The sequence below is a fragment of the Streptomyces globisporus genome (assembly GCF_003501885.1).
GTDB lineage: Bacteria > Actinomycetota > Actinomycetes > Streptomycetales > Streptomycetaceae > Streptomyces > Streptomyces globisporus_D.
In genome coordinates, this window is record NZ_QWFA01000042.1 from 1 (window position 1) to 13,257 (window position 13,257).

At 71.9% G+C, this 13,257-nt stretch carries 18 protein-coding genes; 12 read left to right on the forward strand and 6 right to left on the reverse strand.

Going from position 1 to position 13,257, the window contains the following annotated elements; genetic code table 11:
- Together D3105_RS10305 and D3105_RS10310 are read left to right on the forward strand one after the other, a co-directional pair.
- Nucleotides 1-1,553: PucR family transcriptional regulator (locus D3105_RS10305; RefSeq protein ID WP_425315730.1), on the forward strand; the 1,553-nt coding region annotated here is incomplete at its 5' end.
- Nucleotides 1,554-1,668: 115 nt separating this feature from the next.
- Nucleotides 1,669-1,938 carry a DUF1905 domain-containing protein gene (locus tag D3105_RS10310; protein WP_010062891.1) on the forward strand — a complete coding sequence of 90 codons (270 nt, stop codon included), beginning with the start codon at nucleotides 1,669-1,671 and terminating at the stop codon, nucleotides 1,936-1,938.
- A gap of 287 nt (nucleotides 1,939-2,225) precedes the next feature.
- Here the strand turns inward: D3105_RS10310 and D3105_RS36020 are convergent, their stop codons facing one another.
- Nucleotides 2,226-2,447, reverse strand: a complete 222-nt coding sequence (locus D3105_RS36020) for a hypothetical protein (protein WP_425315731.1) — start codon at nucleotides 2,445-2,447, stop codon at nucleotides 2,226-2,228.
- A 154-nt stretch (nucleotides 2,448-2,601) separates the two neighbouring features.
- On the opposite strand from D3105_RS36020, the gene D3105_RS36025 reads away from it, so the two are divergent.
- The 6 genes from D3105_RS36025 to D3105_RS10340 all read left to right on the forward strand — a co-directional run bounded on the left by D3105_RS36025 (nucleotide 2,602) and on the right by D3105_RS10340 (nucleotide 5,091).
- Nucleotides 2,602-2,817, forward strand: coding sequence for a GNAT family N-acetyltransferase (locus tag D3105_RS36025; RefSeq protein WP_425315732.1), 216 nt, complete (start codon nucleotides 2,602-2,604; stop codon nucleotides 2,815-2,817).
- Between the two features lie 81 nt (nucleotides 2,818-2,898).
- Entirely contained in the window at nucleotides 2,899-3,192 is a 294-nt protein-coding gene (locus tag D3105_RS10320) for a hypothetical protein (RefSeq protein ID WP_118902472.1), read from the forward strand.
- Nucleotides 3,193-3,240: 48 nt separating this feature from the next.
- Nucleotides 3,241-3,585: a hypothetical protein gene (locus D3105_RS10325; protein ID WP_240646864.1), complete on the forward strand. Its 345-nt coding sequence runs from the start codon at nucleotides 3,241-3,243 to the stop codon at nucleotides 3,583-3,585.
- A 12-nt stretch (nucleotides 3,586-3,597) separates the two neighbouring features.
- Nucleotides 3,598-3,888, forward strand: a complete 291-nt coding sequence (locus tag D3105_RS10330) for a hypothetical protein (RefSeq protein WP_118902475.1) — start codon at nucleotides 3,598-3,600, stop codon at nucleotides 3,886-3,888.
- A 153-nt stretch (nucleotides 3,889-4,041) separates the two neighbouring features.
- Nucleotides 4,042-4,728, forward strand: a complete 687-nt coding sequence (locus tag D3105_RS10335) for a hypothetical protein (RefSeq protein WP_240646865.1) — start codon at nucleotides 4,042-4,044, stop codon at nucleotides 4,726-4,728.
- Nucleotides 4,729-4,773: 45 nt separating this feature from the next.
- Nucleotides 4,774-5,091: a hypothetical protein gene (locus D3105_RS10340; RefSeq protein WP_118902478.1), complete on the forward strand. Its 318-nt coding sequence runs from the start codon at nucleotides 4,774-4,776 to the stop codon at nucleotides 5,089-5,091.
- Between the two features lie 9 nt (nucleotides 5,092-5,100).
- Here D3105_RS10340 and D3105_RS10345 read toward each other — a convergent pair whose 3' ends face one another.
- Nucleotides 5,101-5,724 (reverse strand): DUF1707 SHOCT-like domain-containing protein, encoded by a 624-nt coding sequence (locus D3105_RS10345; protein ID WP_118902481.1) that lies wholly within the window; start codon nucleotides 5,722-5,724, stop codon nucleotides 5,101-5,103.
- Between the two features lie 134 nt (nucleotides 5,725-5,858).
- Nucleotides 5,859-7,280 carry an FG-GAP and VCBS repeat-containing protein gene (locus D3105_RS10350; RefSeq protein ID WP_118902484.1) on the reverse strand — a complete coding sequence of 474 codons (1,422 nt, stop codon included), beginning with the start codon at nucleotides 7,278-7,280 and terminating at the stop codon, nucleotides 5,859-5,861.
- Nucleotides 7,281-7,545: 265 nt separating this feature from the next.
- Between D3105_RS10350 and D3105_RS10355 the strand changes: the two genes are divergently transcribed.
- A complete protein-coding gene (locus D3105_RS10355) occupies nucleotides 7,546-8,448 on the forward strand; it encodes a class I SAM-dependent methyltransferase (protein WP_118902487.1) in 903 nt (300 codons plus the stop codon).
- A gap of 274 nt (nucleotides 8,449-8,722) precedes the next feature.
- On the forward strand, nucleotides 8,723-9,691 hold the full coding sequence (locus D3105_RS10360; RefSeq protein WP_240646866.1) for a DUF4157 domain-containing protein: 969 nt from the start codon (nucleotides 8,723-8,725) through the stop codon (nucleotides 9,689-9,691).
- Here the strand turns inward: D3105_RS10360 and D3105_RS10365 are convergent.
- On the reverse strand, nucleotides 9,678-10,367 hold the full coding sequence (locus D3105_RS10365; RefSeq protein ID WP_118902494.1) for a GOLPH3/VPS74 family protein: 690 nt from the start codon (nucleotides 10,365-10,367) through the stop codon (nucleotides 9,678-9,680). The genes D3105_RS10360 and D3105_RS10365 overlap by 14 nt on opposite strands.
- Before the next feature lie 202 nt (nucleotides 10,368-10,569).
- On the opposite strand from D3105_RS10365, the gene D3105_RS10370 reads away from it, so the two are divergent.
- Nucleotides 10,570-11,487: an alpha/beta hydrolase gene (locus tag D3105_RS10370; protein ID WP_118902497.1), complete on the forward strand. Its 918-nt coding sequence runs from the start codon at nucleotides 10,570-10,572 to the stop codon at nucleotides 11,485-11,487.
- A 9-nt stretch (nucleotides 11,488-11,496) separates the two neighbouring features.
- On the opposite strand, the gene D3105_RS10375 is transcribed toward D3105_RS10370, so the two are convergent.
- Nucleotides 11,497-12,087 carry a GNAT family N-acetyltransferase gene (locus tag D3105_RS10375; RefSeq protein WP_118902500.1) on the reverse strand — a complete coding sequence of 197 codons (591 nt, stop codon included), beginning with the start codon at nucleotides 12,085-12,087 and terminating at the stop codon, nucleotides 11,497-11,499.
- Nucleotides 12,088-12,147: 60 nt separating this feature from the next.
- Between D3105_RS10375 and D3105_RS10380 the strand changes: the two genes are divergently transcribed.
- Nucleotides 12,148-12,678 (forward strand): hypothetical protein, encoded by a 531-nt coding sequence (locus D3105_RS10380; protein WP_118902503.1) that lies wholly within the window; start codon nucleotides 12,148-12,150, stop codon nucleotides 12,676-12,678.
- Here D3105_RS10380 and D3105_RS10385 read toward each other — a convergent pair.
- Complete coding sequence (locus D3105_RS10385) at nucleotides 12,672-13,244, reverse strand: YciI family protein (RefSeq protein ID WP_118902506.1); 573 nt, start codon at nucleotides 13,242-13,244, stop codon at nucleotides 12,672-12,674. The two genes, D3105_RS10380 and D3105_RS10385, sit on opposite strands and share 7 nt — an antisense overlap.
- Nucleotides 13,245-13,257 lie beyond the last annotated feature (13 nt).

Sequence of the window (13,257 nt, forward strand, 5' to 3'; positions counted from 1 at the left end):
CTCCCACAGGCACCACTCCCACAGCACCCCCGGCTTCGCCCCCCGGCCCGCCGACCCCGCCCATCCCGCTGGCGGAGCTGCTGGCGAGCAAGGACCTGGGCCTGCGCAGGATCGCGGGCCCGGCCGAGGCCGAGCTGCTCTGGGTGCACACCTCGGAGATGGCGGACCCGTATCCGTACCTCCTCGGCGGCGAGCTGCTGCTGAGCGCCGGGGTGCTGCTGACGGACCCGGACCACTACGTCGGCCGGCTGGTGGAGGCGGGGGCGGCGGCGCTGGGGTTCGGGGTGCGCCCGGTGCACGAGACGGTGCCCGGGGCGCTGATCGAGGCGTGCGACCGGCAGGGCCTGCCGCTGCTGGAGGTACCGCCGCAGACCCCGTTCACGGCGATCGCGCGGGTGGTGTGGCGGCTGATGGCCGAGGCGCGCCACCGCGAGCTGCGCCGGGTGACCCGCGCCCAGCAGGCCCTGGCGACGGCGGCGGCCCGCCCCGACCCCGTACCGGCGGTCCTGCACCAGCTGGCGACGCAACTCGGCGGCCGGGCGGTGCTGCTGAGTGCACGGGGCGAGGAGGTCCACGCGGCGGGCCGCCGCCTGTCCCCGGAGCCGGCGGGAGCCCTGACGCGGCTGGCTCGCGTGGTGGCCCGGGAACGCCCCGGCTCCCCCGCGTCGGCGACGGACACCCACGGCGCCACGCATCTGTCGGCGTACGCGCTGGGCGGCGGCGACGGCCTGGTCCTGGCGCTGGCGGCCGGGCGGCGGGAGTCCGGCGACCACACGGTGGCGGGCATCGCGGTGGTCCTGCTGTCGCTCCTGGCCGCCCCGCACCAGGGCGCGGACGCGGCGGGCCGTTCGGCGGCCCTGGTCCGCATGCTCCTGGGCGCCACCCCCGCCGAGGTGGCCCCGCTCCTCGGCGCCACCGGCCCCTGGACGGTGATCCACGCGCGCCGCACGGACGGCACCCCGGCGGACGCCTTGACGGCCGGGGCCCTGGGCGCGTCGCTGGGCACGGCCCTGGTGGACGCGGGCCGTGGGGGCGGCGAGGCGGTACGGCTGCTGCTGCCGGGCGAAGCGGGGCGGCCGCTGCGGGAGGGCGAGGCAGCACGGCCGCCGCAGGAGGGCAGGGCAGCACGGCCGCCGCAGGAGGCGGACAGGATCGCCCCGCAGCCCGGCTGGACGCTCGGCGCGTCCGCCCCCACCCCCGTCACCGCGCTCGACGCCGCCGACTCCCTGGCCGCCCGCGCCCTGGCCCACGCACAGGCGACCCGCGCCCCGCTGACGGTGGACGCCCCCGTGAGCGGCCTGGCCGCCCTGGTCCCGCCCGAGGAGGCGGCCGCCCACGCCCGCGCCCTCCTCGCCCCGCTCACCGCGCCGCTGGCCGACACCCTGCGCTGCTGGCTCTCCCTGCACGGCAGCTGGGACCGCACGGCGGTGGCGCTCGGCGTCCACCGCAACACGGTGCGCCAACGCATCGGGCGGTGCGGGGAGTTGCTGGGCGCGGACCTGGACGACATGGACGTACGGGCGGAGCTGTGGTTCGCGCTGCGGCAGGGCTGAGCGAGGCAGACCGCGCGCCGCCCGAGTCACCGATGAGTTTCGGTGCCCGCCCCTGTCCTACTGGTGAACACCGCGACGGGCCCCGCCGCGGGCTCACGGACAGGCGGTACCGACGATGGACAAGCAATTCACCGCGACTCTGCGAAAGAGCCCGAGCAAGGGCGGCTGGACCTACGTGGTGTGGCCCGAGTCGGCCGAGTTCTTCGGCACCCGCGGCCTGGTGAAGGTCCGGGGCACGGTCGACGGCCACCCGTTCCGGAGTTCGTTCATGGCCCTGGGCGACGGCACGCACAAGCTGCCCGTGAAGGCGGACGTACGCAAGGCGATCGGCAAGGAGGAGGGGGACACCGTGACCGTCCGCCTGGAGGAGCGCATTTCCGACTGACCAGGGGCGGGTAGGACACCCCTATCCTCGCCCCCATGCCTCCTGTCGTACGGCGCCCCCTCTCCCGCTTCGACACCCCCCGGGCGCTGCGCGCGCTGACCGCGTGGACACCGGCCGACGCCCCGGCGGGGGGCCTGCACCCCGGGGACGCGGGCCGGCTGCTGTGCCACGCGGACGCGACGGTCCACCTCTGGGTCGACGCGCGGAGCACGGGACGCCCCCCTCGGCTCGACCCCCGGCACGACGCCGCGGCCCCGGTCGCGGTGGGCTTTCTCGGCGGACGCGTCCTACGGGTGACGGCAGCACCCGACGCCGACCTCGGGGCGCTCGCGGCGGACGCCGAGGAGTTGCTCGTACCGGGCATCGACCGGTCCGACGGCCTGCCCGTACCGGGGTGGCACCCCCACCCGGAGGAGACCCGGCTCGTCCTGTCCTCGACCCCGCAGCCGGTGACGACCCGCGCCGAACCGGTCGGCGAGCCCGACGCCGCCGGCCGGGTGCTGATCCACAGGTCGGCCTTTCCCGGGTCGAAGTTCGCCCTGAAGCACTGGGAGACGATGCGGGCGGCCCCGGCGGGCCGTCTGTCCACGGAGACGCTCGTCACCGGACGGCGAGCCGGCGGCCGCCGCGACGGGCTGGTTCGCGGGCGCGGGCCGATGCGCCCTGCTCGAACCGGTCGGCACTCACCCGGACCACCGCGGCCACGGCTACGGCCGCGACGCCGTCCTGGGCACGTGCGCGGCCCTCGCCGACCGGGGCGCGAGCGCGGTGGCCGTCGTGACTCCGGCCCGCAACGAGGCGGCGGTGGCGCTCTACACATCGGCCGGATTCACCGTCGTACGCGAGAACCGCGACTGGACCCGCCCCCGCCGGGCGTGAAACCGCCCCATCACTTCCGACGACCCTGGTGTGTACTCCGCGAGCGCCCCTCGGTATGTTGCAGTGGCAAAGGGGGATCGCGTGGCACGGGATTACGACAGTCAACTGCTGGAATCGGTGGGGGCACGCCGCCGCAGGATGCGCGATGCCCTGCTCTTCGGTGCGGGGCGCGCACGGCGCAGCGCCGACGAGCGGCTCGGGAAGGTATTCGCGGGTATCGCCATCACCGCTGTGCTCTGCGCCGGTTGCGTCGGCTGGTCCTTCCTCCAGCACACGCTGGAGAAGCAGAAGGCCGAGCAGGAGAAGCAGCAACAGCGGCAGGCGCAGCAGTACGAACCACCGGCACATTCTTCCGGCCCGGAGAAGGGGCCCTGATCAACTCCGGCCGGGAAACGATCCGGTGGCCGAAAATTCACCGGGCCGTTGACCGGCACTGCGGTGGACGGGGTGACCGGCCGTGCGCACCGCGTCGGCGCGTTCGCGACACGCTTCGACAACGCGGAAGACATGGCGCGAGCCGACGCCTACTTCCGCGCCGAGATGGCTCGCACCGGGGAAGAGGCTATAGAGACTTCGATCGAGGACGTGCTCGGTCCTGGGGCAGAGGAAAGGTTCACGGGCTACTATCGTGACCCGGCCAACCTTGACGAATTCAAGCCGGTGAATTTCGAAGGCGGAACAATTATGCCTCTGTACCGGCAGAATCCCGACGGCACATACCGCCTGCACACCATGTTCGCAAACCCGGCCCCTGGCCGCCACCCATAAGGAAGCATTTCGATGGACGCACGTTTCAGGAACTTCTTCAGGGCAAACCTGGATCTTGAGCGAGGGTATGAAAATACAGGAGACCTCAGGCCCACACTACTGAGCTACAGCGATTCCTACGTGAAATTGATTCGCGAGGGATTCGAACAGATTCTGTCGGATGATTCTTTCGGACCAGCCGAGTACGAAAGGCTGACCGATATCGAATTCCCTGACAGGGAAACCCTCCACACCTATCTCCGAGACATGTACGACTATCTTTTCAATAATGCGCCGGAACAGCCGATGCCACCGGGCTACTAGTGGGCTGCGCGGGACTGAACCTGGCTCCACCGCGTGAATTCTGGTCGTGAACGCCGGATGAGCTCCGGGGGCTTCTTCGGGGTGAGGCAGCAGTGAGCGTCGGGGGCCGAGCACCTTCTCCCATCACGCCTGACTCGGCGGATTGCCAGGCTGATGCCCCTGGTCGCCCGCGAGACCGAGGCCTCTCTACCCTTTACCGGCATGGGGATATGCATTGACGTACTGATCGTCGACTGGGACCACCTCATGTCGGAACCGAGCGATCAGCACTACGGGATGTTGCATGATGCCGGTTTCTCCGTGGGCGAGGAGTGGTGGGCCGCCGGTCCCGGCCATCCGTCACCCATAGGTCCTCAGTGGTTCTGGCCCTCTCCTTCCGCCCTCGGCTGGTTCGGGAAGTACGACTTCGGGGCCGTCGGTTTCTCGTACAAGGATCACTTCGCGGCGAGCGAGCACTGGGAGGCGATTCGGGGGTTCGTCCCGCCTGCAATGCGGTCGGCCGTGGACCGGTTCATCGATCCGCTCTTCTGGGGCGGGCTGGAGTACATGGCCGACCAGGACTCCGAGGGGGCCGCGGCGCACGTATCGGTGGTCTTGCCCCCTGCACCGCCGGATCACCTCCTGTGGTGTCCTCCTGAAGCTGCCTCTTCGCTGAAACTGTTCTGGGATCTGGTCGGCACCCAACTCGAAGCGCTCCAAGAGCCGTTCGAGCGGTACGCTCACGCCGGATCCAGCCGCATCAACAGCTTCGACGCGTTCGTTGGGCTGCTCCGCGGGTGGGGTGACGTCATCGGCCAGGCCCAGCAGCGTGGCTGGGGCGTTGTTGGGCTGCGTTGCTGAAGGCGGACGCGGAAGCAATGTCCGGTTGGGGGATTGGATAGTTCCATGGTGAGGCAGGAGCACACGAAGAAGAGGCAGGCTCCCTTCGGCATGCCCAAGGGCATCGTCCTTCTCGCGACGCCGGAAGGCTGGCGCCACAGTGTTCTCACCGAGGAAGGCGGGACACTCTGCGGGCGCCTTACCGGTCTGCCGCCCGATACCGACCCGGCCGAGGCACGGGCCGCCGTGACCGCGGTGGTGGTGGGACTCGCGCACGACGTGAACGAAGCTGACGTCGACGTGGTCTGGGATCAGCCTCGGGAACCCGGGTCCTGGACAGCCCGAGTCACCGTTGTGGCGCCCCCACCGAGCGCCCGGGGTTGAGCAACAGGCTCAGTCCTGCGTCGCGTTGCCGTCCAGCTTCCTGCGTTCCCGCTTGCCGGGGTGGCGGATGACCACTCCGGCCATGCCGCCGGACCCGGTGAGCCGGATCAGTGGCGTTCCCGGGAGGCGGTCGGGAGTCGTCTTGTCCTTCAGGCCGCCGAAGCCGGGGGCCAGGCCGGTGGTGTCCGCGGCCCAGCCGTCGGGGATGACGATCGTGACGCCGGAGGTCTCCCCGTACGCCTCCACCACGACCTCCGCGAGGCGGCACTCGACCCGGGTGAAGTCGAGGCTCACCCCTCCCACGCCCGCGTGCGCGATCACGTGCCCGGGGACCTCCCAGCGGCCGGGGCCCCGGGACGCGCCGTACATGCCGCCCTTGAGTACCAGCGGCGGCAGGTTCTCGGCTGCCGACGAAGGCGGCTTCGGCAAGTCGGCCGTGAGGAGCGCCAGTTCACCGTATGTCTTCGACGTCAGCGCCTGCTCCAGGCGGGAATCCAGCTCATCGAGGTCGATGCGCCCCTCTGCCGCCGCGTCGCGGAGCTGCTCCACCACTGCTTCCCGGTCGTCGTGAGAAGCTCGGAGCTCTCCTGATGGGACGGGGCGTGGAGTGGGCTCCGGGGGCTGGGCGGTCATGATCCCAAGAATAGGCAGTCGGCGGACGGGGCGAACAGGGGCAGCGCATTGCGAGCGCCGCCCCCTGCGACGCGCTCGTACCGGCGTAGTGAGCGGATGTCCGCCGGCATCCCGGTGGCTCGTGAACAGCCCCGTCAGCCCAGCCAGTTGCCGAAGCGGACCGCCGACGGCGTGACGCCCAGGCTCGCCTCGCCGAAGGAGACGCTGCCCTTGGTGACCGGGCCCGTGCGGCTGCCCTTGAAGAGCCAGACGCCGCCCTGGTTGGTGTTCTCGCCGGGGGCGGCCACCGCAAGCGTGGCCGGTACGTTCTTGGCCCCGGACACCACATGGACCTCGCCGCCGAACGCGTCGCCCTGCTCGTCGACGCCGGGCACGTCCACCGTGGACTGGCCGATCACCTTCGTGTCGGCGCCCGTGATGCCCGAGGCTCGGCCCTTGAAGACCAGGACCCCTCCGGCGTCCTTCGCCGTGCCGACGTCCTCGCCCGGCAGGCCCACGACGACCTCGCCGTAGCCGTCGCCGTCCAGGTCCCCCACCGCGGCGCTCGCGCCCAGGGCGTCGCCCTTCTCGTCGGCGCCCGGCACCCCGGCCGTGGCCTGGGTGATCCACTTCGGCTTCACGGAGGTGTTCTGCCCCTTGGGGCCGCCGAGGGCGACCGCCACCGCGCCGCCCTTGCTCGGGAAGTCCACGTCGCTGTCCAGGCCGGTGGGCCGCCGGGTGAAGACCAGGTCCGGGTACGCGTCGCCGTTGACCGAACCGACCGTCACCGAGGCGTGGTTGAGGTACGTTCCCGGCGCGGTGACGATGTCGGTGCGGGTGAAGCCCGTGCCGGTCGACAGGTACAGCGACGTCCCGCCGCAGTCCGGCTCGTCGTTGCAGCCGGTGCGTACCAGCAGGTCGTCCTTGCCGTCGTTGTTGATGTCCGCGGCCTGCAGTCCCTCGTAGGTCGTGACTCCGTCGGCGGTCAGCGCCGTGCGGGTGCTTCCGACCGAGCCGTCCGCGCCGATGTTCTCGCTGAGCACGATCCTGCCGGCCCATTCGGTGTTGTCGATCCCGGCCACGTCCGCCCGGCCGTCGCCGCCGAAGTCGCCCACCGCGTTGCCCTGCCCCTGGAACTCGACGGCCCGGGTACCGAGACCGCTCTTGCCGCCGAACAGGATGATCGGGCGGCCGTTTCCGGCCGAGACCAGCAGGTCGGTGTAGCCGTCGGCGTCGATGTCGGCGGGCGCCGAACCGCCGAAGCGCGCGTTCGCGGCGGCCGAGCCGGGGACTCCGGCCGTGTTCTGGTTGATCACCTGGTGCCGGGCCGGGCTGATGCCCTTCGCGTCACCCCGATACACCGCCACGTAACCGGCCTTCTTGATGCCGGAGACGGTCCCGTCGAGCACCGAGGCGATCATGTCCTCGTACCCGTCACCGTTGAAGTCGACCTGCTGACGGACTGCGGAGGCCTGCGCGGCCGCCACCGCCGTACCGGAGAAGGCCGGGGCGGCGGTCGCCGTGGCGGCGAGCGTCACGAAGATCGCCGAAGCGGTACGGAGTCGAGAAGTCTTCATGGTTCATCCCCCGGATGCGCGCGTGCGTACTACGGGCGGGTCTGCTGCCCGTCATCTGCCCAGAAAGACCATCCGTGCCGCGAATGGTTGTGCGCTCAGGTTCCGGACGGTTCGCCCGTCGGCTGCTCAGGAGCTGCCTGCGTGCCGTCCGCGAGGTGCGGACGAGTTGTCCGCGCATTGCCTCCACTGCCGGCTTCGGCGCCATCTTCTTGCGTTAGCGGCAAGACTGCATGCGTCAGGCGCAGGAGACCGTACGCTCGATCTCATGGCTCACGCACACCAGCACCAGCACCAGCACCAGCACGGGGCGCCCTCCGCGCATGCCCACACCCACGACTCCGACGCAACGCCGAACGGGCTTCCCGAGATCCTCGACCTCGACGCCGCTCTCTTCGCACCCCACCTGACCGCGCTCACCGGGCGTATCGCCTGTCTGGCCGGTGACGACGTCCGGCACATCGTCGACCTCGGCTCGGGCACCGGGACCGGCACGTTCGCCCTGCTGGAGCAGTTCCCGACCGCCCGCGTGACCGCGGTCGACAGCTCCCCCGCGATGCTGGAGCTGCTCGTCTCGGCGGCCCGCGAGCGGGGGCTGGACGACCGCGTGCGCACGCTGGAGGCCGACGCCGGTACGGGGGTGCCGGGAGTGGTCGACGCCGACCTCGTCTGGGCGTCGGCGTCCCTGCACCACCTGGACGACCCCGCGACCGCCCTGGCCGGGATCCGCGCCGCGCTGCGTCCCGGAGGGCTGCTGGCCGTCGCGGAGGTGGACGGGATGCCGTCCTTCCTGCCCGCGGACGGGGAGCCGGGCGAGCTGGAGGCCCGCTGTCGCGCGGCGCTCGACGGGCTGCACGCCGAGCGGATGCCGCACCGGGGTGCCGACTGGGGCTCCCTGCTGACGGCCGCCGGCTTCTCCGTCGAGCAGGAGCGCGCCGAGCCGTGGGAGCTGCGCGCCCCGCTGCCCGAGGGGGCGGGCCGGTACGCCTTCCTGGTCTTCGAGCGGATCCGCGGCTCGCTCGACGGGCGCGTCGACGCCGACGACCTGGCCGCGCTCGACCGGCTGATCGGCGGCGGGCCCGAGGACGTACGCCACCGCGACGACCTCGTCGTACGGTCCACTCGCCGGACCTGGATGGCCCGCCCCGTCGAAGAAGGCGTGAAGGCATAGGGGTGCAGGCAGCATCACCGGGCCCCCCGGGGCACCGTGTACTGCCCCGCCGTACCGTCCGCCGGGCGTACACGGTCGAGCAGCCTGGAAAGGCTAGCCATCGACGCGACGAAGGAACCTCTCTGTGCGTGCGTACGCCTCGGGAAAAGAGCCTGATGACAGCCCAGCACGGGGCCGGGCCCGGGCCGCGGCTCCGGCCCGCCTCCCGGGCGGCGCCGGAGCCCTCGAATCCGGTGGTGCCCTCGCTCCCCAACGGGCCCTGGGCAATGCGGCGGTGACGCGCCTGCTGGAGGAGGAACGGAAGCGGCAGGAGGAGTCGGCCCGGCCCGACGGGACGCAAACCGCGCCCGATGTGCAGCGTTTCACCGTCCAGAACGTCCTCCGGGCCCCGGGCCGCCCCCTGGACGCCGCGCTCAAGGACGACATGGAGAGCCGGTCCGACGCCGACTTCTCCGACGTCCGCCTGCACACCGGCGCGGCCGCCCGGGACTCCGCCGCCGAGATCGGTGCTCGCGCCTACACCTCCGGAAGCCACATCGTGATCGGCGACGGGGGCGACGACCAGCACACGCTCGCCCACGAGTTGACGCACGTCATCCAACAACGCACGGGGCCTGTCTCCGGCACCGACGACGGAACCGGTCTACGGATCAGCGACCCCTCCGACCGATACGAGCGCGAGGCCGAGGCGAACGCGTCGCGGGTGCTGTCCCGGCCGTCGGCCCACAGCCCGGCTGCAGAGAGCGCGGGCGGTGCCCCGTCCTCCCACGCCCCCGGGGCCACCGTGCAGCGCCGCCCCCGGGAGAAGCCCCCCGAGGAGGAGGGCGACCACACGCACGTGGACCCCGACTATCCCGGGCTGCGCCTGACGGTGGACCAGGCCCTGACCGACGAGTACTACGAGACGATCTTCAAGCTCGGCGAATCCGAAGAGCGCGTGCTCTTCGACATGGACGGCAGCTTCGGCTACATCAAGGTCGACGAAGGGCTCCAGACCTACGACAAACTCGTGGAACAGGAGATCGGAGCGCAGGACGCACAGGCGGACCTGACCGGCCACTTCTCGCCGCAGCGGGACAGCAGCTACCACGTCCGGGCCAACGGCAAGCAGTTCCAGGACGCCCGGATCAACAGCCTGCAGGACTTCGAGGCCGCGGGCATCGGACCGGGGCAGCTGGTCGAGGTGAGCGCGGCGCTGCTGAGCCGGGCCAGAGGCAGACGGCAGACGGCTAAGTGCTGCTGACGGCGACAGCGGTCCCCGCGGCAACCGCCGCCACCGTCCGCAGCACCGCCGCGTTCACCGCCTCCGCGCCCCAACTGCTCCGCTCCAGCTCCTTCGCCCGCTTGTAGACCTTGCCGGACCACGGGATGGAGCGGTGCAGCGTCGGGAGCGTGCCGCTCGCGGAGAGCAGTCCGGCCAGCGCCGCCGTACGGCCATCGGGCTCGGCCCCGTCGACCAGGACGACCCGGACCTTCTCCACCAGGGCCTTCTTGTACCCGGTGTCCGACACCGTCGTCGATGTCGTACGGAACAGGCCCAGGGTCTTCTTCGTCTCCTGGCGCAGCACGCTCCGCTCCACGAGGCGGTCGAGCACCGTCTCCCGCTTCCCCACCCCCGTACCGATCTCGATCAGCAGGGTCTGTACGCCGCGCACCCGCTCACCCACCTTCGCGTGGGCGGCCCGGAGCAGCGGGTCCGACGGCGTACGACCGGCTACGGCATGCACCTTCACGCCGTTGAGGCCCGTGTCGTTCTCGTCGGCCCTGATGTGCCCGCCGAGGCCCAGCTCCACGAGGAGCGCGCCGCCCAGCGTGTAGTACAGCGTGCCCGCCCCCGCGATGGCCCCCGACGTGTCGTCCATCATCAGCAGCGTCAGGTCTTCGACGATGAGCAGGTCGTTCTCGGTCTTCTTCTGCATGGCCTCTGTCCAACCGTCGGCATCCGGTGCGCGGGTCTTCCTCCAGCCTGACCCGCGCGGGCGGAGGGGAGCGGTGCGCCCTGTCACCACTGTTCATGACAGACGTCATGTCCGGGCGTACGGCGGGGCCGCCCGGCTCACGGCAGCGCCGATAGCATCCGGCAGGAGACCCGGACGGACGAGGACGGAGAAGGAGCGGCACATGCGATTCGCACGGGAAGCACTGTTCGCGGACGTGCCCGCCGAGCAGGTCGCCGAGGCCCGGGACTTCTACCGGTCGCGGCCGGCCGGCCGGGGGCCGGCCGGCTTCGAGGAGCTGGAGGAGGCCCGGGCGAAGAAGCCCGCGCCCCGTGCCGTCGTTCCGCCGCCCCTCGCAGAGACGGTCGAGGCCGCCGGCGTACGCGTCCCGGTCCGCATCTTCCTGCCTGCCGACGGTCCGCCCCGGGGCGTCTACCTGGGCATCCACGGCGGCGGCTTCTACATGGGCACCGCCGCCCAGGGCGACGAACGCCACCGCGCGCTCGCCGACGCCCTGCAGATCGCCGTCATCGGCATCGACTACCGGCTCGCGCCCGAACACCCCTGGCCAGCCGCCCCCGACGACTGCGCAGCGGTGGCGCTCTGGCTCGTCGAGGAGGCCGAGGCCCGCTTCGGGACCTCGCGGCTCGCGATCGGCGGAAGTTCCGCAGGGGCCACCCTCGCCCTCACGACCCTCCTCCGGCTGCGGGACCGGGGCGTCGTCGACCGGTTCGCCGGGGCGGCGCTCCGCTTCGGCACCTGGGACCTGAGCGCGCACACCCCGAGCGGCCGTCTCATCGCGGACGAGTACTTCATCCAGGCGTACGTCGGCCACGTGCCGGACCGCGACCGCACCCTTCCCGACATCTCGCCCCTCTACGCCGACCTGACCGGACTCCCCCCGGCCCTGCTGGTCGTGGGCGCCGAGGACATCCTGCTGGAGGACAACCTGACCATGGCCGGGCGGCTGTCGGCGGCGGGGAACGACGTCGAGCTGCGCGTCTACCCCGCGGCGCCCCACGGCTTCACCGGCCACGCCACCGCCCTGGCCGCCACCGCGGTCGACGGGATCAACGCCTGGCTGCGCGAACGGATCAGCTGAGCAACCGGATCAGCGGTCGCCTCTGACACGGGCGTGCAGATGCATGTCGTGCCGCCCGTCGTCGTGCACGGCCGAGCTGCGCTTGGTCCCCTCCAGCAGGTAGCCGGCCTTGGTCGCGACCCGGCAGGAGGCGTCGTTACGCGTCGAGTGGTCCAACTCCAGCCGGTGGAAGCCGATGTCGTCCAGCGCCCAGGAGCTGACCGCCGCGAGTGCGCGGCAGGCGACCCCCGCGCCGCGTGCGGCCGGGAGCACCCAGTACGCCGCGTTCGCGACCCCATCGGCGAAGTCCACGCGGCGCAGGGCCATCCGGCCGAGCACCTCGCCGCTCTCGCGGGCGACGGCCCAGTGGCAGCCCTTCTCCCGCTCCCAGTCCTGGCGGTACCCCTCGAACCACTCCCGGACCTCGGCCTCGGTCGAGGGCCGGTGCGTGTGCCAGCGGCGGGTGCCCTCGTCCTCGTACGCGGAGAGGAACGCCTGCGCGTCGGCCCGCTCCCACGGACGCAAGCGCAGCCCGCCGCCGGCTACCGGGATCACGGGTTGCGGGGCTCCGGCGAGGCAGCCGGACCGCATGGTGGGTGGCGTGGACAGCGTACGGGTCATGGCCTCATGATCGCCGATCCCCGGCTGACAGCGGATCGGCCCCCTGCCTGGGCTCAGCCCATGAACGTCTTCCACGGGGGTGACGGCAGACGCCTGGAGATGCGCAACGGCGGTACGGCGGTGTTCGTGGACGTCCTCGTACTCGCCGTCTCCGCCCTGGCCCGCGAGCCCTGGCACTTCCGCTTCGCCGCCCTGCTCACGCTCCAGGACCAGAACGTCATGGGGCGCGGGGTGGTCGGCTTCGATCTGGCGGAGCTCGACTGGGGAGACACCCCGCGCGAGCGGGCGGCGGCGAAGGACTGGCTGCTGTGCGTCCTCGACCTGGCGCTGACCCGTCACCGCTGGGAGGAGCTGACGTACGAACCGCCGTACACCGAGGGGTACTTGCGCACGTACCGGGCGATGGTGGAGGCGTTCGCCCCCGCGACGGCCGAGCCCGGTACAGATGTCCTGCCCGGCCCGGAGGACGCCGCGACGGCCTCGTGCGTACGTCACCGGGTGCTGGACGCCCTGCCGTACTGGGCGGGGTGCGTGTTCTGCACGGCCGGGGACCGAGGGTCCGTTCCCCAACAGCCCCTGCCGGGTCAGTGACGCCCGCCGCGCTCCCAGCGCTGCGCCGTGAGTTCCGCGGGCCGTCCACCGGCCAGCCGTTCCGCGAACGGCCGGACCAGTCCCCGCGCTTCGTCCGGGAGCCCCCGCACGGCCGCGACCACTCCCGTCGTGCCGGTCCCTCCGTCGTCGACCAGAGCGGCCACGAAGATGAGCCGGCTGTCCGTCTCCGCACCCGACAGCCCCCGCGGCTCGACATCATCCGGAGCAGCTGCCGACAGCGGCCACTGAGCGGTGACGAGGGTGTGGGGGACGTCCGCCTCGGGTTCACGGCTCAACAGCACGTTCGCCGCGACGACCGTGAGATCGCGGTAGAGGCCCGCCTTCCAGAACGGCTCCTCCCGCGCGAACCGCTCCGCCGCGGCCCGGTCCGCGAGGTCGGCGACGTGGACGCTCCCCGTGTGCTCCTCCCCGTCGTCGGACACGGTGGGGCCGCGGAGTATCAGCCGGCCCTCGAACCGGTCCATGTAGGACCAGTGCTCCTCGGACAGCTCCATCAGCTGGTCGGCGACATCCGGCTGGTCCTGGGCGTACACATAGAACGGCATGCCGTGACCGTAC